This window comes from Achromobacter sp. EB05, from assembly GCF_044232075.1.
Classification (GTDB): domain Bacteria; phylum Pseudomonadota; class Gammaproteobacteria; order Burkholderiales; family Burkholderiaceae_B; genus Achromobacter; species Achromobacter dolens.
This window is the reverse complement of record NZ_CP155917.1, coordinates 5,167,484-5,193,124: the sequence shown is the minus strand read 5'-3', so window position 1 is coordinate 5,193,124 and position 25,641 is coordinate 5,167,484. Positions and strand designations below refer to the sequence as shown.

Genomic DNA, 25,641 nt, shown 5'->3' with positions numbered 1-25,641 from the left:
AGGCGGCGCGCGCGGTGGTGCGCGGCCGCACCGCATTGGTGCGCCTTCGAACCGTTTGGGTGCGCGGTGGACGCGCCGGCGCGCCGCCGCGCGGGCGCCAGCGCGATGGCACGCTTATTGCTTTGTTTGCCATACCGGGCCCGTGTCCGGCCAGACAACGCGAGCATTGCAGGCAACGGCGCCCGGACCCACCAGTCCCGGGCGCCGTTTGTCTTTTGAAACCCGAACGGCCCAGCCTGGATAGCCTCCTATGAGCACAGCGACCTCCACGATCCCCATGCAGACCCTGATCGTCATCGGCAACGGCATGGTCGGCCATCACTGCGTCGAGCAACTGATCGAGCGTGGCGCGCTGGCGCGCTACCGCATCCTGGTGTTCGGCGAAGAGACCCGGCGCGCCTACGATCGCGTGCACCTGTCCGAATACATCGGCGGGCGCGATGCCGAATCGATGGCCATGAGCGACGCCGCGTTCTATGAACGGCCGGGCCTGTCGCTGCGGCTGGGCACGCCGGTGCTGCGCATCGACCGCCACGCGCGGCAGGTGGTGACGGCCGAGGGCAGCCATGGCTATGACAAGCTGGTGCTGGCCACCGGCTCCTATCCCTTCGTGCCGCCGATCGCCGGCGCCGAAGGAGCCTCGCGCCTGGTGTACCGCACGCTCGATGACCTGGACCAGATCCGCGCGGCGGCCGATGGCGCCCGGCGCGGGGTGGTGGTGGGCGGCGGCCTGCTGGGCCTGGAGGCCGCCAACGCGCTCAAGTCGCTCGGGCTGGAGGCGCACGTGGTCGAGTTCGCGCCGCGCCTGATGCCGGTGCAACTGGACGAGGCCGGCGGCGCCGCGCTCAAGGCGCGCATCGAGGCGCTGGGCGTGGGCGTGCACCTGTCGCGCGCCACGCAGGAAATCAAGGAAGGCGCGCAATACCGCTACCGCATGCGGTTCGCCGAAGGCGCGCCGCTGGAAACCGACCTGATCGTGTTCTCGGCCGGCATCCGGCCGCGCGACGGCCTGGCGCGCCAGGCGGGACTGACCGTGGCCGAACGCGGCGGCATTGCCGTCGACGGCCATTGCCGCAGCAGCGATGCGTCGATCTACGCCATCGGCGAATGCGCCGCGTTCGACGGCGCCATCTTCGGCCTGGTGGCGCCCGGCTACCAGATGGCGCGCGTGGCCGCCGCCGACCTCTGTGACGACGACAGCGCGCCGTTCGCCGGCGCCGACATGTCGACCAAGCTCAAGCTGCTGGGCGTGGACGTCGGCTCGATCGGCGATGCCCACGGCGCCACGCCCGGCGCGCGCAGCTATCGCTACATCGACGAGGCCGGCGCCTCGTACCGCCGCCTGGTGGTGTCGGCCGACGGCAAGCGCGTATTGGGCGCGGTGCTGGTGGGCGACAACAGCTACTACGACACCCTGCTGCAATACGCGCAGAACGGCATCGCGCCGCCGGCCGATCCGGCCAGCCTGATCCTGCCCGCCGGGCAGGCCGCGCCCATGCTGGGCGCGGCCGCGCTGCCGGCCAGCGCCACCATCTGTTCGTGCCACAACGTCAGCAAGGCCGCCATCTGTGACGCGCTGGACGGCGGCTGCGCCGACGTCGCCGGCGTCAAGGCCTGCACCAAGGCCGCCACCGGCTGCGGCGGCTGCGCGCCCCTGCTCAAGCAGGTGGTGGAACACGAACTGGCGAGCCGCGGCGTCGCGGTGGACAAGAGCCTGTGCGAGCACTTCGCCTACACGCGCCAGGAACTCTACGCCATCGTGCGGGTGCAGGGCATCGAATCGTTCGAGGAACTGCTGGCGCGCCATGGCCGCGGCCACGTCGGCTGCGACCTGTGCAAGCCCACCGTGGCGTCGATCCTGGCCTCGTGCTGGAATCGCCCGATCCAGGATCCTCACCTGGTGCCGCTGCAGGACACCAACGACACCTTCATGGCCAACATGCAGAAGAACGGCACCTATTCGGTGGTGCCGCGCATCCCGGGCGGCGAGGTCACGCCCGACGGCCTGATCGCGATCGGCGCGGTGGCCAAGAAATACAAGCTCTACACCAAGATCACCGGCGGCCAGCGCATCGACTTGTTCGGCGCACAATTGCACGAGCTGCCCGACATCTGGGCCGAACTGATCGCCGCCGGCTTCGAGACCGGCCACGCCTACGGCAAGTCCACCCGCACCGTGAAGTCCTGCGTCGGCAGCACCTGGTGCCGCTACGGCGTGCAGGACAGCGTCGCCATGGCGCTGCGCATCGAAGACCGCTACAAGGGCCTGCGCGCGCCGCACAAGCTCAAGTTCGCGGTCTCGGGCTGCACTCGCGAATGCGCCGAGGCGCAAAGCAAGGACATCGGCGTCATCGCCACCGAGAACGGCTGGAACCTGTACGTGTGCGGCAACGGCGGCATGCGGCCGCGCCACGCCGAACTGTTCGCGCAGGACCTGGATGACGCCACCCTGATCCGCTACATCGACCGCCTGCTGATGTTCTACATCCGCACCGCCGACAAGCTGCAGCGCACCTCGGTCTGGCGCGAGTCGCTGGAGGGCGGCCTGGATTATCTGAAGGCCGTGGTCATCGACGACAGCCTGGGGCTGGGCGCCGAACTGGAGGCGCAGATGCAGTTGGTGGTGGACCGCTATGAATGCGAATGGGCCAATGCCCTGTCCGACCCGGAAAAGCTCAAGCGTTTCCGCACTTTCGTCAACAGCGCCGCGGCGGACCCTGACATCCGCTTCGTGCAGGAGCGCGGCCAGCCGCGCCCGGCGCCGGCCGCGCGCGTGATTCCCATCGCCGAGGAGCTTGCCTGATGCGCTCGAATGCCGTGATTGCCCTGCGCCCGGAGACCGCGCGTGACGCCACGCCCGACGCCGCGTCTTGGCGCCCCGCCTGCACCCGCCGCGACCTGGTAGCCGATTCCGGCGTGGTGGCGCTGGTGGACGGCCGCCAGGTGGCCCTGTTCTATTTGCCCGCCGTTGCCGGCGAAACGCTCTACGCCCTCGACAACCGCGACCCGAAATCCGGCGCCAACGTCATCGGCCGCGGCATCGTCGGCCACCTGGCCGGCGAACTGGTGGTGGCCTCGCCGCTCTACAAGCAGCACTTCCGTCTGCGCGACGGCGCCTGTGTCGAGTATCCCGATCAATCGCTGCGGGCCTGGCCCGTGCGCTTCAATGGCGATGCGGTGGAAGTCCAACCGCCCGCCATGGCTTGAGGGCGACCGCCATGCCGCAGCACGCCATGCCTTCGACCCTGCGCTTTCTCCTGGCCGCCCGCCGCAGCGAGTTGCACGGGCTCGAGGCGCTGGCCAGCACCTGCGAGCTGGCCACCCTGGTCAGCAAGCTGGTGCACGTGCTGCAGAAGGAGCGCGGCTCTTCCAACCTGTACCTGTGCGGCGGCCAGGACGCGCTGCGCCAGACCCTGGCCGGCCTGAGTTCCGACGCCTGCGCGGTGGAGGAGGAAGTGCGCCGCTTCCTCGACCGGCTGGAGCCGGATGCCACCCGCAGCGCCGGCAAGGCGCGGCTGCTCAACTGCATCGCGTACGCGCTGTACCGCCTCGACGAATTGCCGCGCACGCGCCGCGCCATCCGCGACCGCCGGGTCGCGGCGCAAGAGGCCGGGGCGGTATTCACGCGGCTCATCGCCAGCCTGTTCGCGCTGGTGTTCGAAGCCGCCGATTCGTCGCTGGATGCGGGCGTCACGCGCCTGCTGGTGGCGTTGCTGAATTTCATGCAGGGCAAGGAACTGTGCGGCCAGGAACGGGCCTACGGCGTCATGGGCTACACCACCGGCTACTTCACCGAGGCGCAGAAGGCCCGCGTGCTGGAGCTGGCGGACCTGCAGAAGCGCTGCTTCGACAGCTTCGCGCAATACGCCGGCGCGGACGCGCTGGCCGTCTGGGAGCGAGTGGAGCAGGGCGCAGGCCCGGTGCTGCGCATGCGCGACATGGCGCTGCGGACTTCCGAAGCCGAACGCGTCGACGCTGGCCTGGCCGAGCTGTGGTTCGGCCTGTGCACCGAACGCATCGACGCGATGCGCGCGGTCGAAAGCCTGCTGGCCGAGGCACTCACCCTGCAATGCCATCGCCGCATCGTCGAGACCCGCGCCGAACTGGACAACCATCGGCTGCTCCTCAGCCGTTTCGCCGATCACGCCAGTGACGACACGCCGGCGATGCTGTTCCAGTTGCAAGGCCGCATTCTCGACGTGCCGCCGCAGGACGGCGTGGGCGAGGCCATGGAACGCTCCATCCTCGACCTGATGCGCGATCAGGCGCAACGCCTGCGGCAATCGGACGACGCGCTGGCGCTGGCACGCCGCGCGCTGGAGGAGCGACGGCGGGTCGAGCGCGCCAAGTGGCTGCTGGTCAGCCGCCATGGCCTGAGCGAACAGGCCGCGCACGATCAATTGCAGCGCGTTGCCATGGACTGCCGGCGCTCGCTCGACGAGGTCGCCCGGCAGGTGCTGGCCGAACTCGATACCGCGGCTGGCTGAATGCCGCCGCGATCCCGGCCTACGCGCCGCGCCTGTCCGGCACTTCCCACAACGCGTCGGGCAGGTAGCCCTCCTGCTCGCCCTTGCGGGCGTAGCCCAGCGGATTGGCGACCACGCGGCAGCCTTCCTTCTCGTAGTCCAGCGGGCAGTGCAGGTGGCCGTGCAGCCACATGTCGGCCAGCGGCAGCAGGTGGTCGAGCGCGTTGCAGAATCCGGCGGTGCCCGGCGTCACGCCGTAGCGCGGATCGGCGCTGGCCAGGCTTGGCGCGAAATGGGTGATGGCCACCGTCGGGCCGTCGAACGGCGCGCGCAGCGCCGCCTCCAGCCAGGCCTGACAGGCCAGGCCCTGTTCGCGCATCTGCTCGGCCATGAAGGGGGCGCCGTGGCGCCGCATCCGCGCTTTCTCCAGATAGAAATCGGCGGCGCGGAAGGCCTTGCCCCGCTTGGCCAGCGCCTGCGTCAGCGTGTCGCCCGGCGCGGCCAGCGCGTCGAAGTCGGTCCACAGCGTGGTGCCCACCAGCCGCACGCCGTCGAGCACCAGGGTCTCGCGCTCGAGCCAATGGATCCCCAGCGCCTCGCACAGCGTGCGCAGCCGGTCGTGGGTTTCATCGAAATCGAGGTTGTCGTATTCATGGTTGCCCGGCACATAGACCACCGGCGTCGGCCAGTCGTGGCGAGGCGAATAGCGGCCCAGGCCGAAATCGTCCGCCGTCAGTCTGGAGCGCGGTTGGTACGAGCCGATGTCGCCCGCCAGCACCAGCAGGTCCGCGCCCGCCATCGGGTGTGCGACGAAAGTGGGGTCGGACTCCAGGTGCAGATCGGACAGCAATTGAATTTTCATGGGGCAGGGCTTGTTTTGGTTGCGATTCGCAAGTAAATTGGTTGCGACCCGCAACTTCAGGACGCGTCATCATGGATCTTATCGATTTTCCCACCCGCTCCCGGGAACAGACCATCCGCGACCTGCGGGAATTCTCGCGCAAGCTGGTGCGAGAACTGGGCTTCATGCGGCCATCGCTGGCCGGCAGCGAGCTGGCGCCGTCGGCGGTGCACGCCATCATCGAGATCGGCCTGCAGCCGGGCATCCAGGCGCGCGACCTGGCGCTGGTGCTGCGGCTGGACAAGTCCAACACCAGCCGCCAGGTCGCCAAGCTGGAGGCGGCCGGCCTGGTGGCGAGAGAGACCGACAGCGGCGACGCGCGCGCCTCGCGCCTGTCGCTGACGCCAGCCGGCCAGGACCTGCGCAGCCGCATCGATCAGTTCGCCACCGAGCAGGTGTCGCGCGCCTTGCGGCAACTGGCGCCGCCCGACCAGGAGATCCTGGTGCGCTACCTGTCGTTGTATGCCGACGCCTTGTCGCGCGAAAACCCCAACACCCGCGCCGCGCAGGCCAGCGACGCGATCGAGTCGCAGATCCAGGAAGGCTACGCGCCCGGCTGTATCGGCGACGTGGCCGGCCTGCACGCGCGCTACTACGCCCAGGCCGCCGGCTTTGGCGTGGTGTTCGAGCGCCTGGTGGCGACGGGGCTGGCGGCCTTCGCGGAGAGCCTGCCCGCGCCGGGCAAGAACCTGTGGCGCTACACCGACGGCAACCGCACGCTGGCCTCCATCGCCATCGACAGTGACCTCGCGGCGCGCACGGCGCATCTGCGCTGGTTCATTGTCGATGAATCGCTGCGCGGCATGGGCGTGGGGCGGGCCCTGCTGGCGCGCGCCATGGCCTTCGTCGACGCGCTCGACATTGACGAAACGTATCTGTGGACCTTCAAGGGCCTGGACGCCGCGCGCCACCTGTATGAGTCGGCCGGCTTCGTGCTGACACAGGAAGCCGAGGGCACGCAATGGGGCGGCGTGGTGGTCGAACAGCGCTTCAGCCGCGCGGCGCGCTGACCTCGCGCTGACGCATCTGGACACACACTGAGGCCGCGCGCACGCGCCGCGGCCCGCTTCGACGCGTCCGCTTTCACGGCGCTGTCACTTCGCATTCCTAGACTCGCTGGGGTCTTGCCGATGCTTCGCGGCAAGGTTGGTGCTCCTCTTTCCAAATCCACCCGATGACCTCCCGCCGCAACTTTCTCCAGACCGCCGGCGCGGGCTTTGCCGCCGCCGCGCTCGCCGCATTTCCCCCCAGCATCCGCCGCGCCCTCGCCATTCCCGCCAACAACGCCACCGGCACCATCAAGGATGTCGAGCATGTGATCATCCTGATGCAGGAGAACCGCTCGTTCGATCACTACTTTGGCACGCTCAAGGGCGTGCGCGGTTTCGGCGATCGCTTCACCATCCCGCTGGCCAACGGCCGCAAGGTCTGGCAGCAGCAGCGCGCCAACGGCGCCGTGCTGACGCCGTTCCATATCGACGGCAGCAGCCACAACGCGCAGCGCGCCGCCGGCACGCCGCACAGCTGGGACGACAGCCAGAAGGCCTGGGACGGCGGCCGCATGGCGCAATGGCCCACGCACAAGAACGATATCTCCATGGGCTACTTCAAGGAAAGCGAGATCCCGTTCCAGTTCGCGCTCGCCAACGCCTTCACCCTGTGCGACGCCTACCATTGTTCGATGCACACCGGCACCGACGCCAACCGTTCGTTCCACCTGACCGGCACCAACGGCGCCGTGCCCACCAACACCGCCTTCGTCAACAACGAGTGGGACTGGATCGACGGCCTGCCGGCCAACGTCAACAAGGGCTACACCTGGACCACCTACGCCGAGCGCTTGGAACAGGCGGGCGTCAGTTGGATCTCGTACCAGAACATGCCCGATGAATGGGGCGACAACATGCTGGGCGCGTTCCGCGCGTTCCGCCAGGCCAACGTGAATTCCGGCTATCCGGTGTCCAGCGGCGGCGAGCCCGGCGTGCCCTATGCCAACACCGGCCAGGCGCTGCCGTACAAGGCCTACGATCCGGCCACCGACAACGCCGCCAATCCGCTCTACAAGGGCGTGGCCAACACGCTGCCGGGCGCCGCGCCCGAGAACTACCTGGACGCCTTCAGGCGCGACATCCGCGAAGGCCGCTTGCCGCAGGTGAGCTGGATGAACGCGCCGTCCATCTATTGCGAACACCCGGGCCCGTCCAGCCCCGTGCAGGGCGCCTGGTTCCTGCAGGAAGTGCTGGATGCGCTGACCGCCGTGCCCGAGGTCTGGAGCAAGACGGTGCTGCTGGTGAATTTCGACGAGAACGATGGCTACTTCGACCATGTGCCGTCGCCGTCCGCGCCGTCGCGCGATGCCGGCGGCACCCCCGCCGGCAAGACCACGCTGGCCGATGCCGACATGGCGTTCGAGTACTTCACGCACGCCTCGCCCGCCGGCAGCACGACCCAGCCGGCGACCAAGGACGGCCGCGTCTACGGCCCCGGCCCGCGCGTGCCGATGTTCGTGATCTCGCCCTGGAGCCGCGGCGGCTGGGTCAACTCGCAGGTGTTCGACCACACCTCGGTGTTGCGTTTCCTGGAAGCGCGCTTCGGCGTGGCCGAGCCCAACATCAGCCCGTTTCGCCGCGCGGTCTGCGGCGACCTGACCAGCGCCTTCAACTTCAAGACGCCCAATGCCGAAGCGCTGCCGACGCTGGCCGGGCGCGCCACGCGCGCGGCCGCCGACCAGTTGCGCAGCGCGCAGGAAGCCCTGCCGCAGATGCCGCTGCCCACCGACATGCAATTGCCGCCGCAGGCCAGCGGCACGCGCCCGTCGCGCGCGCTGCCCTACGAACTGCACACCAGCGCGCGCTGCGCCGCGGCCGGCACGGTGGAACTGGTGTTCGCCAACACGGGCACGCAGGGCGCGGTGTTCCACGTCTACGATCGCTATCACCTGGACCGGCTGCCGCGCCGCTACGCGGTCGAGGCCGGCAAGACCCTGTCCGACACCTGGAATGCGTTGCTGGACAGCCTGGGCAGGTACGACCTGTGGGTGCTGGGCCCGAACGGCTATCACCGCCATTTCAAGGGCGACATCCACCGCATCGCCGCCAGCGGTTCGCTGCCCGAGGTCCGGGTCTGCTACGACATTGCCAATGGCGAGGTCTACGCCGAGTTCCTCAACACCGGCGCCAACGCCTGCACCTTCACCGTGACGCCGCAGGCCTACCGGCAGGACGCGCCGTTGGCGCTGGAGGTCGCGGGCGGGAGCAAGGCCACGCGCAATTGGAACCTGGCGGCCAGCGGCCAGTGGTATGACTTTGCCGTCACCTGTTCCAGCGATCCGGCGTTCTACCGCCGCTTCGCCGGCCGCGTCGAGACCGGCGCGCACACGGTGAGCGATCCGGCCATGGGCGTGGCCGGCGCCTGAGGGCCGGACGCGCTCAGACGCGGAAGTCCGCCGCCATGTCCTCGTCCGTGCGCATGGGCAGCTTGCCCGCGCGGCAGGCCTCGAGGAAGCGGCGGTAGTCCTTTTCGTTCTGCCGCGCGTAGCCCTGCGCGTACGCCAGCAGCGCCTCGGCGAACGGGCCCGCGCGTCCCATGTACGCGGCCAGCTCCACCGAGTGCCCGCTGGCCTTGGCATGGGCCCGCGCCAGCGCGCGGCCGCACATGCGGGCGTAGCCGGTCAGGATCTTCTGGTTGAAGCTCTCGACGTCGGCTGAGACTTTCATGTCGCGCAACTGGCGGAAATAGTAGTGCTTGCCGCGCGGCCCGGTGGCCCAACCCAGGAAGATGTCGCTGGCCGCCTGCAGCAGCCGCTGGCCCGTCACCACGCGATATCCGGCATGCGCGGGCGCCCTGTCGCGGGCATAGCGGGCGATGACGGATTCTCGCGCTTCCTTGGCCTGCAGGAACAGCGGATTGCCCCAACTGTCCACCATCAGCATCACCAGGCAGACCGTGCCCACGCTGCCCACGCCCACCACCTTGAAAACCACGTCCTGCGCCGCGAAGTGCTTGAGCAGTTCGCGCCGGTCCGGCGCCAGGCTATCGAGATAGCCGGCGTAGCATTTGGCCATCTTCTTCTTCCAGGTCGGCGTGTCCGGCCAGTGCTCGGCCTTGCCCAGCAGCGTCACGGGACCGCTGGGGTGGAACATGGCCGGCGGCGCGTCGCGGATGCGCCAGTGGCCGTCTTCCATGTACGCCATCTTGTGCAGCATGCTCTCGTTGGTGCGGCCGGCGGCCTTTTCCATGGCGCGGCTGATCAGCCGGCGGCCCTCGGCGGTTTCCGCGTCCTGCAGCATGCGTTCGAAGGTGATGCCCTCGTACCACACGTCGAGCGTGCTGTTCTGCGCGTACTCGTTCATGCGCAACTGGTATTCGCAGGCGGCCGCCATGACGATGTCGGCGCTGTCGCCGCGGCCGTAGCCCATGTGCGCCGCCGCCACCGCAAGGCTGGCGGTCAGCCGCTTGATATCCCATTCCCACGGGCCGGTGGCGGTTTCGTCGAAATCGTTCAGGTCGAACAGCAACTGCCGCTCGGGCGTGGCGAAGCCGCCGAAGTTGAGCAGGTGGGCGTCGCCGCAGATAGGGATGGAGATGCCGGTATGCGGGGTGCCGGCCAGGTCGTGTGCCTGCAGGATGGCGGCGCCGCGAAAGAAGGCGAAGGGCGAGGCCGCCATGCGGCCGTAGCGCAACGGGATCAGGGCCTGTACCCGTCCGGCGCTATTGATCCGCAGCAACCGGATCGGGTCCCGGTCGACATTGCCGAGGGCGGCGTGGGACGAGCGCTTGACGTGCTCCCGGGCTTTTTGCCCGTTGGACCTGCGCGCTTGAATGCTGTCTGTTTCGAGCATGGCGGTTCCCTGGTCGCGGACCGGTGCCGATGACCGGCCTGTCGCCAGGAGTGTAGCGGGACTGGGCGCCTTGTGGGTGTTCCCGCGCGAGCGGCGGCCGCCCGCGGAGCCTCATTGGAACATGCCGTGCTCGACACAGAACGCCACCAGTTCCTGGTCCGTGCGCACGCCCAGCTTGCGCATGGCCGACATCTTCTGGCCGCTGACGGTCTTGACGCTGCGCTTGAGGCAGCCGGCCACCTGCATCATCGACTCGCCGCGCACGAAATGCCGCAGCACTTCGAACTCCTTGGGCGAGAGGCTGTTGATGCGCTCGCCGATGAGCGCGCCGTGTCCCGCCGGCGAGCGGCGCCGCGGCAGGCCGGGCGGATAGTATTTGCGGCCGCGTTGCAGCGCCTGCAGGGCGGTGACGATCTCGTTCGGGCTGTCGTGCTTGAAGACCACCGCATCCACGCCGGCGTCGTACAGCGCCGACACGATCATGGGGTTGGAAACCATGGTCAGCACCACCACGCGGACGCCGGGGTAGTGGCGGATCAGGTACTTGACCAGGCGGATGCCGTCGCCGTAGAGGTCGTCGCCGGGCATGGCGTAGTCGGTGATGACCACCTGCGGCGCGTCGCGTGCAAGCTGTTCGACCAGCGCCGTGGGCGTGTCGAGCGCGGCGACGACCTCGAAGCCCAGGTGCTTTTTCAGCAGGTCGGCCATGGCCATCAGGAGCAGCGGATGGTCGTCGGCGATGGCGATACGGAGTCGTTGCATGCGAAGCGGGGTCAGGTTGGCCGGGGAGACAGACGAATTATTCCGCATCGGCGGCCGGTCGCGGAACGCATGGCGCCGAAGCCGGACGAGGCGAGAGGATTCCAGGATTGAGAATTTTCCTGTTCAATCGCTTCCCCGCCTTTGGCACCATCGTCCTCATATCTGCTGTCTTCCGTCCGACGCGGCCGGCATTGCGGCGTGTCCACGCCTTCATGAGGTTCCATGATGTTCTCCCCCACGCGCCGCCCCTGGCCGGCGCCCGTGGCCCGCTTCCGCCATGCGTGACGCCGTTCCCGCCTGGCCTGCGCGAAAGGAAACCCTGTTCCTGCGGTTCCAGCCGGTCTTCACCGCGCAAGGCCGTGTGCATGAGTACGCGGTCGCGGACGGCTTCACGCCGTGGAGCGGCGGCGCGGACAACCTTGCGCCGCAACGCGCGCGCCTGCGCGCCGCGGCGGCCTTCGCCGAGCAGTCCGGCGCGCTCATCGACCTGTCTTTCGAACACGCGCTGGCCGGGCCCGGCGACGCCGACCTGGCGCAGCGCCTGTGCACCGATCTCGACATGGGCCTGACACGCGACCAACTCTGCCTGGGTGCGCGCGCTGGCGGCAAGCGCGCGCACCTGGCGACCCGGCGCCTGACTTTCCTCCTGCCCTTGTTCCAGCGCCTGTTGCCCCAGGCGTCCGTTCTGGCCAGCTATGCCGAATTCCAGCCCGGCTTGCGGGCGCAATTGCTGCCCGCCACCTGCGGCGGCGAACCGGTGGCCTGTGGCGCGCTGCGCGTCTGCGGCCTGACCCTGAAGATTCCGCGCGGGCTCGGCGCCGACCGCTCGCTGCAGCAGCGCTTTTGCGCCATGATGGCGTGCATCGAGGATGCCAAGCTGCAGGTGCTTGCCGACGACATAGAAGACATTCACGATTTCGTCTGGCTGCGTGCGCACCCGGGACTGCTGTTTCGCGGCGCCATGCTGTCCGCGCCACTCAGCGCGCAATGCCTGGCGGTCTGGCTGCAGGCTGACGGCGGGGCCTGGCGCAGCTTCAACGCCTGCGTCCACCGGCCCGGCCCTGGCGCCGGCTAGCGTAGCCCGTTCAGGCGGCCTGCAGGCGGCCCAGGATGAAACCGTCCACGGCGCTGCTGCGGCCGCGCCACAGCGTCGGCTGGCCCGCGATCGGCGTGCCGTCCGCGGTGAAGAACAGGGCGTCGGCCAGGTGGATGTAGTTGGGCAGGGGTTCGGCCGGTTGCGGCAGCCGGAACACGTCGCCCAGTTCCGACAGCGAGGAGCGCACCGATCCCCGCGCCTGGTCGTCCATGTCCGACAGCGAATCGGCGAAGGCTTCGGCGAAACGGTCGAAGTACTCGGCGCCCGACACGATCGAACCGGACACCAGCATGCCGCCCATCTGCAGCGTCACGCCGATGCCCTTGAGCTGGCCGCCATTGTTCACCAGGTTCACCAGGAACTGCAGGAAAACGTCGGCTGGCGGCGCGGCGACGGCGGGGGCGGGCTGGGATGAGGTGGGGGTCGGTTCGAAATTCATGACGGCACAGGCTCCGGAATGTGCGAGGGAGTCACAAGATACTCGAACTGCGGCGGGCGCGCATCGGGGCAATCGGCGGAGAAACAGCCGGATCGGGCGTCATTCCGGTGCATCGGTCCGGCGGCCGGGAGAGTAACTTGCGAACCATCGTGTTTTCCTCAGACTAGGCTGACCATGATCACCGTGAATTCCAGGAATGCCGCCGACGCGGCCGATCCCCGCCAATCTTCGTCGTTCGCCGCGGGCGCCGGCGAGGCCTTCCGCGCCGCGTTCCAGGACGCGCAGCAGCGCGGCGCCTCGGCGCTGGGCGGTGGCGTGCGCGGCGCTTCGCCGGGCGCCGCCTCGGAGTCCGAGCAGGAATTCATGGACTATGCCTCCATGTCGCTGCAGGACAAGATGTTCTACGCGGCGCTGGCCTCCCTCGGGATCTCGAAGAAGGACTACGACGCGATGTCGGCGGCCGACAAGCTCAAGATCGCCGAAAAGGTCTCGCTGGTCATGCAGCAATTGGCCAGGGCCGAACAGGCCAAGCAGGCCGATCAGGCGCGTTCCGGCGCCTGATCGGTGCGCGCCGTGGCGCCGCCGGCGTTACGGCGCGGGCGGCGTCAATCCGCCTGTTGTCGACGCCTGTTCGCGCGCGGCATGGCGCTGCAGCATGCGGTCGACGCGTTCGCTCGCCTGCCGCAGGCGCTGTGCCAGCGCCGTGGGCGCCAATACATCGAACTCCACGTCCAGCGACATCAGCCAGTAGGCCAGCGCGTCCGGTGACTGGCCCGCGCAGCGCAACAGGCAGCGGCCGGGGTCGAGCGTTTCGAGATCGCCAGCCCATGGCGGAATGCGCGCCGCCATCGCCGCCCGCGGCGCGTGCAGGATGACGCGGGCGTCTTCGGCATTCGGCGCCTGGCCCACCGATCGCGCGACATACGCGCGCAGGTCGCCGCCGTCGGGTGGCGGCCGTGGGCGGAAATGCGCGCCCGGTGTCACGCCGCCGGCGATGCGGTCGAGCCGGAACGTGCGCCAGTCGTCGCGCGCCGGATCCCAGGCGACCAGGTACCAGCGCCAGCCCGTGTGCGCCAGCCCCTGCGGCTCGACCTGGCGCGTGCTGGCCTGGCCACGGCCGTCGATGTAGTCGAAGCTCACGCGCAACTGGTCGCGGCAGGCGGCCGCCAGCGCGGCCAGCAGGCCCGCATCCACCGACGGCGTGTGGCGCGCCAGCGGCACCAGCGCCGAGCGCAACGCATCCACCTTGTGCCGCAACCGCGCCGGCATCACCTGTTCCAGTTTGACCAGCGCCCGCAGCGCGGCTTCCTCGATGCCGGCAACCGTGCCGGTGGCGGCGGTGCGCAGGGTGATCGCCACCGTCAGGGCCTCGTCGTCATCCAGCAGCAGGGGCGGCAGCGCGTGCCCGGCGCGAAAGGCGTAGCCGCCGGCCACACCGCTGCTGGCCTGGATCGGGTAGCCCAATTCACGCAGCCGGTCGATATCGCGCCGCAGGGTGCGCGGGTGCACCGCGAGCGCCTGCGCCAGCTCGCCGCCGGCCCAGTGGCGGCGGGTCTGCAGGAGGGACAGCAGGCGCAGGAGACGGTTGCTGGAGGTGAGCATGGCGTGACGGTAAAGCAAATCGAGGGCGGAATCTGTCCGCAATCGATTCTACAGTTCACGCCATCGCCGGTGGCCATGGGGCCGCGGCGGGAATCCACGAAACCGGAGTATTTCCCATGTCCATCGTCTTTTATTGGCACCCCCAGTCCAGCGCTTCCCCGATCGCCGCCGCCCTGGCCGAACTGCAGGTTCCTCACGAGCGCGTAAAGGTCGACATCCGCGCCGGCGAACAGCGCCGTCCCGAATTCCTGGCGATCAATCCGAATGGCAAGGTGCCGACGCTGACCGTGGACGGCGCGCCCCTGTTCGAAGCGTTGGCGATCCAGTTGTGGCTGGGCGAGCAATGGGGCGTCGAGCGCGGCCTGTGGCCCGCCGCGGGCACGCCGCAACGGCTCGCCGCGATGTCCTGGAGCGCGTGGGCTTATGTATCGTACGGCGCGGTGCTGTGGCGCCTGTTCCACGTCGGCCACGGCGAGGAAGGCCAACGCGATCCGCGCCACGCGGAGCGGGCGCGGGCCGACCTGGACGTCTTGCTGGCGGTGTTGGATGGCCACCTGACGCGCCAGGCCTGGATGCTGGGCGACGAATACTCGTTGGCCGACCTGGTGGTGGGCTCGGTGATCGGCTACAGCACGATGCTCGGGGCGCCGGTGGCGGCGCACCCGAAGGTGCAGGCTTGGCTGGCCAAGGTGCAGGCGCGGCCAGCCATGCAGATCGACCGCTGAGGCGGCGTTGCCGCCCCGGCGCCTACCAGCCCCAGCAGGTGCCCGCGGCCGGCTTGCCGCAGGCGCGATAGTTGACGGCGAACCACAGCTTGCCGGCGCCGCGCGGGCTGCCGTCGGCCTTGACGTCGTTGCGCGGCAATTCTTCCAGCGTGTCGCGCGCCGTCTTGGTGGGCGAGCCGCTGGGAGCGCCCGCCACCAGCGGGATGCGGCCCAGGCTGGCGGCCGTGCGGTCCTGGAAAACGATGTCGGTGTCGGCCAGCGCCGTCATCTTCAGGGCGGCGTTGCGCACGGCGGCGGCATAGCCGTCGTTGGCGCCGGTGGGCGCCAGCGCCGCGCTCAGCGTGCTGACCGTCAGGATCTGCGCGGGCGTGGCCGGCGCCACCATCGCGTACTGGTCCAGGCCGGGCAGCAGATTGGCGGCCACCTGGCGGCGGAGCCAGTCGCCCCACAGGAATTCGGCGAATTCCGGCAGGCTGCCATTGCTGTAGGCGATGTCGCGGGTGAAGTACACCAGCGAGCGGTAGCGGTCTTCCTGCATGCCGCCGGGTTCCTGCGCGTTGGCGATGCCCACGCGCGTCGGTAACTGGTCCACGGTGATGGGCTGGTTCTGGCCGTCGCGCAGCCAGGCCTTGCGCTCATCGACCATGCGCTGCCAGAAGGCCGCGGCAGTGCCGGCGCCGCTGTAGTTGGCGTCGACCTTGACCCACACCGGCAGCTTGGGGCCGCCATCGAAGATCTCGCGCAGCGACGAGAACGTGTGATGGCCGTCGGTCAGGTACAGGTTGCCGTCCCACCCCACCACCACCGTCTTCAGGTTGGCGGGGTTGGCCCCGAACGCGGCCGTGCAACTGAAGGTCGTCGGCTGGTCCAGGCGCGCGGCCTGCAGTTGGGCGATGGAGGTGAACGCCTGTGACGTGGTGGCGCCCATGTCCTCGCAATAATCGCTGAACTTCTTGCCGACCGTGCGGTTCAGGTAGTCCAGTTGCTTGGTCGCGTCGGCCGCCCAGGTGGGGCGGTTGAAGTCGCCCTGCCAGCGGCCCAGCTTGTAGTAGATCTGGTCATAGCCGATCGCGGCCTGGGTCGGGCGCAGTTCCTCGATGCGCACCTTGATCACGTCGCCCGGCCGCGCCGACAGGTAGGCCGGGTTGCGCGTGTCGGTCGGTGGCGCCGGGTTCTGCGCGACGGGGCTGTCGTCGTCACCATCCTTGCTGCCGTTGCAGGCTGCCAGCAGCAGCGGCAGCGCGGCCAGGGCGAGGATCCGCAGCGCGGGGCGCCAGCGCGCGGCGAAAGGGCGGGGAAGGTCGGAGTCGGGCGTGCGGGGCATGGATGAGCGTATCGGGTTCAACAGGGGAAGTATCCAATGATGACAGCTACGTGTTTCGTGTTCATTGCATTGTCACGCCAGGCGTTGTTCAAGGCGCCGCGCGACGGGCCCGGACCCAATGCTAAGATCGCCGCCAATGACCGCGCCACCGCTCCAGACCCCTCTCGCGGCCGAACTGGCCGAACTCGCCCGCACGCTGGGCAACGCCCACCGCCTGGTGCTGCTCGAGCATATCGCGCAGGGCGAACGCCCTGTCGAACGGCTGGCCGAATTGTCAGGCCTGTCGGTCGCCAACACTTCGCAGCATCTGCAGCAATTGCGCCGCGCCGGTTTCGTTGCGACCCGGCGCGATGGCAAGCATGTGTATTACCGGCTCGGCACCGCGCCTATCGCCGGGCTGCTCAATGCGCTCGGGGCCGTGGCGCAGCACAACCGCAGCGAGATCCGTCGCCTGGTGGCCGACAGCCAGGATCGTCGCGACGGCCTCGAGGCCATCTCGCGCGACGAACTGCTCAGCCGCCTGGGCGAAGGCGGCATGACGCTGCTGGACGTGCGGCCGGCCGACGAATTCGCGCAAGGCCACCTGCCCGGGGCCCTCAACATCCCCGCCGATGAACTGCTCGAGCGGCTCGGCGAATTGCCGGCCGGGCACGAGATCGTGGCCTATTGCCGCGGCCCGTTCTGCGTGCTGTCCTCCGATGCCGTCGCCACGTTGCGCGCGCACGGCCTGCGCGCCCGCCGGCTCGACGCCGGCTTTCCCGACTGGCGCGCCAGCAGCAGCCAGAGCGCCAGTCCCAGCCATGCCAGCGACAGCGGCCGGGGCGTGTCGAAAGGCAGCCATGAGGTGGCCGCCAAGCCCACGCCCAGCAGGCTGTAGTAGGCCAGGCCGAACAAGGCGCCGGCGCGTCCCAGGCAATGCCCGTAGCGCCGCAGCGCCGGTCCCAGCAGGTTGGGTATCGCCAGGCCATAGCCCGCGAACAGCGGCAGCGCCGTGGCGGCCCATAGCCAGCCCGGTTCCGGACGCCAGGCCATGGCGGCGGCCTGCGCCGCCGCGCCAAGCGCGACGCAACGCAGGCCGTAGCGCACCCGGCGCTCGGCATCGGCGGAGGCGGGCAGCCGGCGGTTGGCGGCGGCGCCCAGGCTGCCGACCAGCGCCACGCCCAGGCCCACCCAGCCAAAGCCCAGCCCGGGCAGCGGGCCCGTCATGAACGGCCCGGCGGCATAGAAGGAAAACACCAGCAGGTTCAGGCCGGCCACCCGCAGCACCGCCAGGCGCAGCGCGCCGTCGGCCAGCATGGCGCGGCCCAGCGCCGCCAGCGGTGTGTGCCCTGCCGGGGCAGGCCGGGTCTCGTGCCAGCGCCAGGCGACCGATCCCAGCAGCAACGTGACCGTCGCGGCGAGCGCCGCCAGCACCCCGGCATAGCCTTGCCGGTCGGCCAGCCATTGGCCCGTCAGGGGCCCGACGGCGGGCGACCACGCCAGCACCGTGCCCAGCGTGACGAAGTAGCGCGTCAGCCGCGGGCCGCTCAGGCAATCGCGCAGCGCAGTCTGCGTCACCACCGAGCAGGCTGCCAGACCCAGCGCCTGGACAAAGCGGCCAGCCAGCAGCCAGCCGTAGTGCGGCGCGGCCAACGCGCCCAGCGTACCGGCCAGCCCGGTGGCCAGGCCGGCCAGCATCGCGGGGCGGCGGCCCCAGATGTCCGCCAGATGCCCCCACAGCAACACCCCGGCGGCAAAACCGATAAAGAACACGCCCATGACCGGCTGCGTGGCGGCGGCGTCCAGGCGCCAATGGCGCGCCAGGTCTGGCAGGGCGGGGGCGAGAATGGTCTCGGCGATCTGCGGCAGGGCCAGCAGCGCGATGATGAGCCAGGGCGGGGGCAGGGCGCCTTGGGCGGGCGCGAAAGCAGGATGGGATGACATGCGACGACCGTGATGCGAAAAGTCGCTAGCGTAGGCGCGCGGGGGCGCGCAAAATCACGACATCTCGCCATAAAACATCGCCAATCGGACATGCCTGCCTATCTCCCCGACGCCGTCGAAGATCCGGACCTCGTCGCCTGCCCCGTGGTGGGAATGGCGATCGACACCCGCGCGCACGCGTCCGACTGGCATGCGCATCAGCGCGCGCAGTTGCTGTATCAGGCCGAAGGCGGGGTGACCCTGTATCTCACCGACCGGGTGGGGCAACTGGCGCCGCTGCAGGCGGCCTGGCTGCCGGCCGGCTGCGTGCATCGCACGGCCATGCAGGGCACATTTGCGTATCGCAGCCTGTATTTCGATGTGTCGGTCTATCCCGGCCTGCCGCGCGAGCCGCAAATCCTCGACGTCAATCCGCTGTTGCGCGAGCTGATCGTGCGCGTTACGCAATGGCCATCCGACCGGCCGCTGGATGGGCCGCGACAGCGCCTGGTGGGCGCATTGCTGGATGAACTGGCCGCCGCGCCCGCGGCGCCGCTGCACCTGCCCATGCCGCGCGACCGGCGGCTGGCGCCGATCGCGCGCGAATTGCTGGCAAACCCGGCCTGCGCGTTGTCAATCGACGACTGGGGCCGACGGGTGGGCGCCAGCGGCCGCACCCTGGCGCGCGCATTCCTGGCGGAGACCGGCCTGCCGTTCACGCGCTGGCGCACGCAATGCCGCCTGCTGATGGCGCGGGCCCGGCTGGCCGAAGGCGCGTCCGTCACGGAAGTGGCGCACGCCGTGGGCTATGCCAGCGACAGCGCCTTCATTGCCATGTACCGGCGCGCCTACGGCGAGCCGCCGGGGCGCCGGCAGCGCCGGCGCGACCCGTTGCCTTAGAACACGTGGCGGATGCCGACGCCGGCGGCGGTGCTCTTGAGGCCGTCGATGAACGCGTAGTCCTTGCCGTACGAACCATAGGCGTACAGGTTGGTGCGCTTGGACAGGTCGTAGGTGTAGCCCACGCTCCAGACGTTCATGTTGGCGTCGCCGCCGGTCAGGCGGTCGTTGGACGGCGAGACGTGCTGCCATGATGCGAACAGGCTGCTGGCGCCGCCCACGGGCATCGTCGCGCCCAGCATGTAGGCATTAGCCTTGAAGCCGTCCACGTAGCGGTTGGTGCCGAACTCGTCGCTGAAGGGCGTGCCCGCCGGCAGGTCCTGGCCGACGAACCAGCCGTCGGTGGTGCGGCCATAGGCGGCGGCAAGCTTCACCACTTCCAGGTCGTACGATGCGCCGATCGCGTACTGGCGCGGCGTGGCGCCGTGGTCGATGGAGGCGCGGTTCGAGCCGTTGAGCTGGTCGTAGGTCAGCGTGACGTTGACCGGACCTTCAACGTAGCGCAGGCCGGCGGTGATGCCGCGCGAGTTGTCGTTGGTGCGGAAATGGGTCTCGTCGCTGTTGGTATCGTCGACGTTGAACGAATAGCCCGCGGCGAACTGGAAGCCGCTCATCGAGGGGCTGCGGTACATCACCATGTTGTCCCAGCGCATGGTGTTGGCCGCGCTGAAACCCAGGCCCAGGTTCGATTGGGTGTAGCTGGTGTAGAAGGGGTCGATGTCGGCCAGGTAGTTCGAGCCGACCGTGGCCTGGCGGCCGAATTCGATCGTGCCCCAGGCGTCGTTGGCCAGCCCGAGGGTGGCCTGGCGACCAAACAGGCGACCGCTCTGGCCGCGGGTGCCGTTGCCCGAATCGAAACCGCTTTCCAGCGTGAACACGGCGCGCAGGCCATCGCCCAGGTCTTCGGATCCGCGTAGGCCCCAGCGGGAGCCGGCCTGGATGCCGTTGATCATGCCGAGCTTGCTGCCGTCATAGCCATTGCCCTTGATCTTGTTGTAGCCAATGCCGGTGTCGATGACACCATAGAGAGTGACTGACGTTTCTGCCTGAGCGACGCCTGCAAAAGTGGTCAACATTGCGGCTGCGAGCAGCGTCTTTTTCATCCGTGGAACTCCTTGCTGTAGAGGGGAAAAAATAAAGGGAACAACACGTTGAGCATGACGCCCAACGCGGTTCCCAAACCCTAGTGTAGGTCAAAAAGTCCTATTTCCTGCCAAAAACCGTGATTTTCTGTCTATTTGTATCGGAATCGTGGTCCGTTCTTCCCCCAAGGCCGGGCAAACGGGCCAGGGCGCTGCGTATCGCCATAGGCCAAGGCAAAAAAAACCGCCACGGAGCGGGTCCGTGGCGGTGTCTTGCGCATGAGGCCGGCAGGGCCGGCTTGGCGCGGATGCTTAGAACAGGTGGCGCAGGCCGATGCCGCCGGCGCTGCTCTTCATGCCTTCGATGAAGGCATAGTTCTTGCCGTACGAACCGTAGGCGTAAACCATGGTGCGCTTGGACAGGTCGTAGGTGTAGCCCACGCTCCAGATGTTCATGGTGGCGTCGTCGCCAGTCAGCTTGTCGTTGGACGGGGAGACGTGCTGCCACGAGCTGAACAGGTTGCTCGTGCCGCCCAGCGGGAGGGTCGCGCCCAGCATGTACGAATTGGCCTTGAAGCCGCCCGCGTAGTGCATGGTGCCGAGCTTGTCGTTGAGCGCCGGGTTGGCCGCCAGGTCCTGGCCGACGAACCAGCCGTCGGTGGTGCGGCCGTAGGCGGCGGCCAGTTTCAGCACTTCGAGGTCGTACGAGGCCGCCACGGCGTACTGGCGCGGCTTGACCGAATGGTCGAATTCCACCCGCTCGCCGTCGACCATGACAGGGGCGCCCTCGGCATCGAGCTTGCGCGCCGAGTTCGAGCTGTTGAGCTGGTCATAGGTCAGCGAGACGTTCAGCGGGCCTTGGACGTAGCGCAGGCCGGCGGTGATGCCGCGCGCGTTGTCCGCGGTGGCGAAGCCGCTCTGGTTGTCGTCGCTGCTGTCGGCGTTGAAGGAGTAGCCCAGTGCGAACTGGAAGCCGTCAGTCCAGGCGCTGCGGTACATGACCATGTTGTCCCAGCGCATGGTGTTGGCGGCGCTGAAGGACGTGCCGATGTTGGCCTGGGTGAAGCTGGTGTAGAAGGGGTCGATTTCAGCCAGGAAGGTGCCGCCGACGGTGGTCTGGCGGCCGAACTCCAGCGAGCCCCAACTGTCGTTGGCCAGGCCGACGGTGGCCTGGCGATTGAACAGGCGGCCTTGTTGCGCCGTGCCGTTGCCCGAGTCGAAGCCGCTTTCGACCGTGAACATGGCGCGCAGGCCGTCGCCCAGGTCTTCCGAGCCGCGCAGGCCCCAGCGCGAGCCGGCCTGGACCCCGTTGATCATGCCGATGCGGCTGGCGCCGACGTCTTTACGCAGAGGCTGGCCGGCAGCGTTGTTGCCGGCGTCGACGGTGCCAGAAACCTTGTTGTAGCCGATGCCGGTGTCGATGACACCATAGAGCGTGACCGACGTTTCCGCCTGGGCAATGCCAGCAAAGGCGGTCAGCATGGCGGCTGCGAGCAGCGATTTTTTCATCCGGAGAACTCCTTGAGTGGGGATGGCAAGGGGAACGAAGCGGCGGGCTTGCGGCCCGCCCTGTTCCCGATTGCCTGTGTAGATTGCACTCAAGCATTCTCGGCCAACCGTCACGTATTTCCGGTCATCTGCGTCGATTGTCGGACTGATTGACGGGGGCTCGTCCCTCTCTGGTGAGGCGCTTTCGCAACAGGGGCCAGTCAGCGGCGCGCGCGCAGCCGCCGTTCCTCGCGCACCACGATGCCGGCGCCGACGATGATCATCGCGGCCAGGGCGTACCAGGTGATGGCGTAGACCAGGTGGTTGTTGGGGAAGGTCAGCGTCGTCAGACCGCCGACCGGCGCCTGCGTCGGATCGCGGCCGGCGCCGGGGGCGGCGTCGGCGTCGATGAAGTAGGGCGCCACCTCGCCCAGCCCGCGCGCCTGGGCGATGGCGGGCAGGTCACGCGAATACCAGAGGTTGGCGGCCGGATCGTTGTTGCGCAGGAAGCCGTTGCCCGGCTCGCCCATGCGCAGCAGGCCGTCGACCTTGACCGGGCCGGCGTCGGCCTCGGCCTGGCCGCCGGCCGCCTGGCGCTTGCGCCATTCGGGCAGCACGAAGCCGCGGTTGACCAGCACCGTGCCGCCGCCATCAGCCAGTTGCAGCGGCGTCATGACCCAGTAGCCGCTGCCCAATTCGGTGGCGGCCTGCACCAGCGTCTGCTTGTCGTACTGGTAGGCGCCGCTGGCCGACACGCGGCGGTATTCGGCGTTGTCGGAGGTCAGGGCCGGCCAGTCGGCGCGCGCGGGGGCGGGCGTGGCGGGCGCGTGCGCCCGCTGCTCCACCTGCGCGATCAGGTTCTGCTTCCAGGCCAGGCGATGCACCTGCCAGGTGCCAAGGGCGCACAGGCCCGCGAACAGCGCGGCCGCAACCACGCCCAGGACGGCCAGGGTGGTTGCGCTGCGGGGATTGCGGGGGGTGTCGCCGGAATGCGTAGAGTCTTTTGTTGCCGCCATCACGTCAGGGCATATTCCGCATGTCGTGGATCGACATGGGCATCATGTTGGAGTTCAAGTGGTACATGATCCAGATGGATCCGCTGAGCGTGATCACGACCAGCACCAGCGTGAATATTAACGCCAACATGTTCCAGCCGCTTTCGGACTTGGCATCCATGTGCAGGAAATAGATGATGTGCACCACGATCTGCACCGCCGCGAACGCCAGGATGATCAGCGCCGTGGTGCGCGAGCTTTCGAACACCCGGTCCATCACCAGCCAGAACGGGATCGCGGTCAGGATGGCCGCCAGGATGAAGCCGGTGACGTAGCTTTTCAGGGTGCCATGGGCGGCGCCGTCGTCATCGTCGTGATGGCCGTGATCGTGGCCGTGGCCGGCATGGTCGGCATGGGCGTTCATGGCAGCACTCCCATCAGGTAGACAAAGGTGAACACGCCGACCCAGATCAGGTCCAGGAAGTGCCAGAACATCGACAGGCACATCAGCCGGCGGCGGTTCTCGGGGATCAGGCCGTGCATGCGCACCTGCACCATCATCGTCACCAGCCAGACGATGCCGAACGTGACGTGCAGCCCGTGCGTGCCCACCAGCGTGAAGAACGACGACAGGAAGGCGCTGCGCTGCGGCCCGGCGCCGATGTGGATCAGGTGCGCGAACTCATACAGTTCCAGCGACAGGAAGCCCAGTCCCAGCAGGCCGGTGACCGCCAGCCAGCCCTGCGTGGCGCCGACCCGGTTGCGCCGCATCTCCAGCATGGCGAAGCCGTAGGTGATGGACGACAGCAGCAGCAGCGAGGTATTGACCGCCACCAGCGGCAGGTCGAACAGGTCGGCGCCGGACGGGCCGGCGGCGTAGTTGCGCCCCAGCACGCCGTAGGTGGCGAACAGGCAGGCGAAGATGAGGCAGTCGCTCATCAGGTACACCCAGAAGCCCAGCAGCGTGCCGTTCTTCGGGTGGTGTTCGCCGGCCACGTGGAACACGGGCTCGGCGGGCGGCGCGGCGCCGCCGTGCAGGGTGGGAGCCAGGGTATCAGACATGTTTCGCCAACAGGTGGGTGCGGGCGTCCTCCGTGCGCACGACCTCGTCGGCCGGCACGTAGTACTCGCGCTTGTAGTTGAAGGTATGGACGATGGACACGACGATCAGCGCGGCGAACGACAGCACCGCCAGCGGCCACATGTGCCAGATCAGCGCGAAGCCCATCACCACGCTGATGGCCGCCAGCACGATGCCGGCCCAGGTGTTCTTGGGCATGTGGATGGGGATGAAGCCGGCCTGCGGGCGCTGGTAGCCGTGCTGCTTCATCTGCCACCAGGCATCCTGGTCATGCACGCGCGGCGTGAAGGCGAAGTTGTAATTGGGCGGCGGCGAGGAGGTGGACCATTCCAGCGTGCGGCCGTCCCACGGGTCGCCAGTGAAGTCGCGCAGCGATTCGCGGCGGCGGTAGCTTACCACCAGCTGGATCAGGAAGCAGGCGATGCCGATGGCGATCAGGAAGGCGCCGAACGCGGCCACCTGGAACCAGATCTGCAGCGACATGTCCTCGAAATGGTTGACGCGGCGCGTCACGCCCATCAGGCCCAGCACGTACAGCGGCATGAAGGCGAAGTAGAAGCCCACCAGCCAGAACCAGAACGAGCACTTGCCCCAGAACGGATCGAGCTTGTAGCCGAAGGCCTTGGGGAACCAGTAGGTGATGCCGGCCATCAGCCCGAACAGCACGCCGCCGATGATGACGTTGTGGAAGTGGGCGATCAGGAACAGGCTGTTGTGCAGCGCGAAGTCGGCCGGCGGCACCGCCAGCAGCACGCCCGTCATGCCGCCGATCACGAAGGTGACCATGAAGCCCAGCGTCCACAGCATCGGCACCTCGAAGCGGATGCGGCCGCGGTACATGGTGAACAGCCAGTTGAAGATCTTGGCGCCGGTCGGGATCGAGATGATCATGGTGGTGATCCCGAAGAACGAGTTCACGCTGGCCCCGGACCCCATGGTGAAGAAGTGGTGCAGCCACACCAGGTACGACAGCACCGTGATCACGACCGTGGCGTACACCATTGATGCGTAGCCGAACAGGCGCTTGCGGCAGAAGGTGGCGACCACCTCCGAGAAGATGCCGAAGGCCGGCAGGATCAGGATGTAGACCTCCGGGTGGCCCCAGATCCAGATCAGGTTCACGTACATCATGGCGTTGCCGCCGAAGTCGGCCGTGAAGAAGTTGGTGCCGACGTAGCGGTCCATCGACAGCAGCGCCAGCACCGCGGTCAGCACCGGGAACGCCGCCACGATCAGCACGTTGGTGCACAGCGCGGTCCAGGTGAAGATCGGCATGCGCATCAGCGACATGCCGGGCGCGCGCATCTTGACGATGGTGACCAGCAGGTTCACCCCGGACAGCAATGTGCCGACCCCTGCGATCTGCAACGCCCATATGTAGTAGTCGACCCCCACGTCCGGACTCTGCGCGATGCCCGATAAAGGCGGATACGCCAGCCAGCCGGTGCGGGCGAACTCGCCCACGAACAGCGACATCATCACCAGCACCACGCCGCCGGTGGTCATCCAGAAGCTGAAGTTGTTCAGGAACGGAAAGGCCACGTCGCGCGCGCCGATCTGCAGCGGCACCACGTAGTTCATCAACCCCGTGACCAGCGGCATGGCCACGAAGAAGATCATGATGACGCCGTGCGCCGTGAAGATCTGGTCGTAGTGGTGCGGCGGCAGGTAGCCGGTGGAATCGCCGAAGGCCACGGCCTGCTGCAGCCGCATCATGATGGCGTCGGCGAAGCCGCGCAGCAGCATCACCAGGCCCAGGATCATGTACATGATGCCGATCTTCTTGTGGTCGATGCTGGTGAACCACTCGCGCCACAGGTAGCCCCACTTGCGGTAGTAGGTGATGCCGCCCAGCACCACGATGCCGCCGATCGCCACCATGGCGAAGGTGGCCAGCAGGATGGGCTCGTGGAAGGGGATGGCGTCCCAGGTCAGGCGACCGAAGATCAGCTTGGTGAGGTCTGGTTGATCAGTCATCTCGGTTTCCAGGGCTCGGTTTCCAGGGGGAATACCTTGATTTCACGCGATGCGCCGTGG

General features: G+C 68.4%; 22 protein-coding genes and 1 pseudogene. 10 read left to right on the top strand and 13 right to left on the bottom strand.

Annotation, left to right across the window (positions count from 1 at the left end; genetic code table 11):
* Nucleotides 1-250: 250 nt before the first annotated feature.
* The 3 genes from nirB to AAID08_RS23770 are packed head-to-tail and all read left to right on the top strand — an operon-like array spanning nt 251 to nt 4,487.
* A complete protein-coding gene (gene nirB / locus AAID08_RS23780) occupies nt 251-2,803 on the top strand; it encodes a nitrite reductase large subunit NirB (RefSeq protein WP_395756959.1) in 2,553 nt (850 codons plus the stop codon).
* Nucleotides 2,803-3,207 carry a nitrite reductase small subunit NirD gene (gene nirD, locus AAID08_RS23775; protein WP_054415261.1) on the top strand — a complete coding sequence of 135 codons (405 nt, stop codon included), beginning with the start codon at nt 2,803-2,805 and terminating at the stop codon, nt 3,205-3,207. The genes nirB and nirD overlap by 1 nt, the downstream gene beginning before the upstream one ends.
* A gap of 26 nt (nt 3,208-3,233) precedes the next feature.
* Nucleotides 3,234-4,487, top strand: coding sequence for a nitrate- and nitrite sensing domain-containing protein (locus AAID08_RS23770; protein ID WP_343719100.1), 1,254 nt, complete (start codon nt 3,234-3,236; stop codon nt 4,485-4,487).
* Between the two features lie 19 nt (nt 4,488-4,506).
* Here the strand turns inward: AAID08_RS23770 and AAID08_RS23765 are convergent, their stop codons facing one another.
* Nucleotides 4,507-5,328, bottom strand: coding sequence for a metallophosphoesterase (locus tag AAID08_RS23765; protein ID WP_395756958.1), 822 nt, complete (start codon nt 5,326-5,328; stop codon nt 4,507-4,509).
* A gap of 71 nt (nt 5,329-5,399) precedes the next feature.
* On the opposite strand from AAID08_RS23765, the gene AAID08_RS23760 reads away from it, so the two are divergent.
* Entirely contained in the window at nt 5,400-6,377 is a 978-nt protein-coding gene (locus tag AAID08_RS23760; RefSeq protein ID WP_054500844.1) for a GNAT family N-acetyltransferase, read from the top strand.
* Between the two features lie 164 nt (nt 6,378-6,541).
* Nucleotides 6,542-8,782, top strand: coding sequence for a phosphocholine-specific phospholipase C (locus tag AAID08_RS23755; RefSeq protein WP_395756957.1), 2,241 nt, complete (start codon nt 6,542-6,544; stop codon nt 8,780-8,782).
* Nucleotides 8,783-8,795: 13 nt separating this feature from the next.
* Here the strand turns inward: AAID08_RS23755 and AAID08_RS23750 are convergent, their stop codons facing one another.
* Nucleotides 8,796-10,208, bottom strand: a complete 1,413-nt coding sequence (locus AAID08_RS23750) for a DUF2252 domain-containing protein (RefSeq protein ID WP_395756956.1) — start codon at nt 10,206-10,208, stop codon at nt 8,796-8,798.
* A gap of 111 nt (nt 10,209-10,319) precedes the next feature.
* Complete coding sequence (locus AAID08_RS23745) at nt 10,320-10,970, bottom strand: response regulator (protein ID WP_395756955.1); 651 nt, start codon at nt 10,968-10,970, stop codon at nt 10,320-10,322.
* A 277-nt stretch (nt 10,971-11,247) separates the two neighbouring features.
* On the opposite strand from AAID08_RS23745, the gene AAID08_RS23740 reads away from it, so the two are divergent.
* On the top strand, nt 11,248-12,045 hold the full coding sequence (locus tag AAID08_RS23740) for a hypothetical protein (RefSeq protein ID WP_144655423.1): 798 nt from the start codon (nt 11,248-11,250) through the stop codon (nt 12,043-12,045).
* Nucleotides 12,046-12,055: 10 nt separating this feature from the next.
* Here AAID08_RS23740 and gvpU read toward each other — a convergent pair whose 3' ends face one another.
* On the bottom strand, nt 12,056-12,505 hold the full coding sequence (gvpU, locus tag AAID08_RS23735) for a gas vesicle accessory protein GvpU (RefSeq protein ID WP_175142623.1): 450 nt from the start codon (nt 12,503-12,505) through the stop codon (nt 12,056-12,058).
* Between the two features lie 174 nt (nt 12,506-12,679).
* On the opposite strand from gvpU, the gene AAID08_RS23730 reads away from it, so the two are divergent.
* Entirely contained in the window at nt 12,680-13,066 is a 387-nt protein-coding gene (locus AAID08_RS23730) for a hypothetical protein (protein ID WP_064526990.1), read from the top strand.
* 27 nt (nt 13,067-13,093) lie between these two features.
* On the opposite strand, the gene AAID08_RS23725 is transcribed toward AAID08_RS23730, so the two are convergent.
* A complete protein-coding gene (locus tag AAID08_RS23725; RefSeq protein ID WP_116792937.1) occupies nt 13,094-14,107 on the bottom strand; it encodes a YafY family protein in 1,014 nt (337 codons plus the stop codon).
* 116 nt (nt 14,108-14,223) lie between these two features.
* Between AAID08_RS23725 and AAID08_RS23720 the strand changes: the two genes are divergently transcribed.
* The gene (locus AAID08_RS23720) at nt 14,224-14,832 is read left to right on the top strand and encodes a glutathione S-transferase family protein (protein WP_054500851.1); all 609 of its coding nucleotides are present in this window, start codon (nt 14,224-14,226) and stop codon (nt 14,830-14,832) included.
* A gap of 22 nt (nt 14,833-14,854) precedes the next feature.
* On the opposite strand, the gene AAID08_RS23715 is transcribed toward AAID08_RS23720, so the two are convergent.
* Complete coding sequence (locus AAID08_RS23715) at nt 14,855-16,156, bottom strand: ParB/Srx family N-terminal domain-containing protein (protein ID WP_054500852.1); 1,302 nt, start codon at nt 16,154-16,156, stop codon at nt 14,855-14,857.
* 136 nt (nt 16,157-16,292) lie between these two features.
* On the opposite strand from AAID08_RS23715, the gene AAID08_RS23710 reads away from it, so the two are divergent.
* Nucleotides 16,293-17,033, top strand: a complete 741-nt coding sequence (locus tag AAID08_RS23710; RefSeq protein ID WP_231133021.1) for a metalloregulator ArsR/SmtB family transcription factor — start codon at nt 16,293-16,295, stop codon at nt 17,031-17,033.
* Nucleotides 17,034-17,083: 50 nt separating this feature from the next.
* Here AAID08_RS23710 and AAID08_RS23705 read toward each other — a convergent pair.
* Nucleotides 17,084-18,079, bottom strand: a pseudogene (locus AAID08_RS23705) (MFS transporter); the annotation flags it as partial.
* A 90-nt stretch (nt 18,080-18,169) separates the two neighbouring features.
* Here AAID08_RS23705 and AAID08_RS23700 point away from each other — a divergent pair.
* Nucleotides 18,170-18,958 (top strand): helix-turn-helix domain-containing protein, encoded by a 789-nt coding sequence (locus tag AAID08_RS23700; protein WP_054500853.1) that lies wholly within the window; start codon nt 18,170-18,172, stop codon nt 18,956-18,958.
* On the opposite strand, the gene AAID08_RS23695 is transcribed toward AAID08_RS23700, so the two are convergent.
* From AAID08_RS23695 to cyoB, 6 genes are all read right to left on the bottom strand, one after another.
* A complete protein-coding gene (locus AAID08_RS23695) occupies nt 18,955-20,061 on the bottom strand; it encodes a porin (RefSeq protein WP_064526996.1) in 1,107 nt (368 codons plus the stop codon). The two genes, AAID08_RS23700 and AAID08_RS23695, sit on opposite strands and share 4 nt — an antisense overlap.
* Nucleotides 20,062-20,352: 291 nt before the next feature.
* Nucleotides 20,353-21,549 (bottom strand): porin, encoded by a 1,197-nt coding sequence (locus tag AAID08_RS23690; protein WP_116792936.1) that lies wholly within the window; start codon nt 21,547-21,549, stop codon nt 20,353-20,355.
* 200 nt (nt 21,550-21,749) lie between these two features.
* Entirely contained in the window at nt 21,750-22,544 is a 795-nt protein-coding gene (locus AAID08_RS23685; protein ID WP_082401844.1) for an SURF1 family protein, read from the bottom strand.
* Nucleotides 22,545-22,548: 4 nt separating this feature from the next.
* The gene (cyoD, locus tag AAID08_RS23680) at nt 22,549-22,947 is read right to left on the bottom strand and encodes a cytochrome o ubiquinol oxidase subunit IV (protein WP_054415283.1); all 399 of its coding nucleotides are present in this window, start codon (nt 22,945-22,947) and stop codon (nt 22,549-22,551) included.
* The gene (gene cyoC, locus AAID08_RS23675) at nt 22,944-23,585 is read right to left on the bottom strand and encodes a cytochrome o ubiquinol oxidase subunit III (RefSeq protein ID WP_054415284.1); all 642 of its coding nucleotides are present in this window, start codon (nt 23,583-23,585) and stop codon (nt 22,944-22,946) included. Before cyoC ends, cyoD begins: the two co-directional genes overlap by 4 nt.
* Nucleotides 23,578-25,581, bottom strand: a complete 2,004-nt coding sequence (cyoB, locus tag AAID08_RS23670) for a cytochrome o ubiquinol oxidase subunit I (protein WP_054415286.1) — start codon at nt 25,579-25,581, stop codon at nt 23,578-23,580. The genes cyoC and cyoB overlap by 8 nt, the downstream gene beginning before the upstream one ends.
* Between the last annotated feature and the right edge of the window lie 60 nt (nt 25,582-25,641).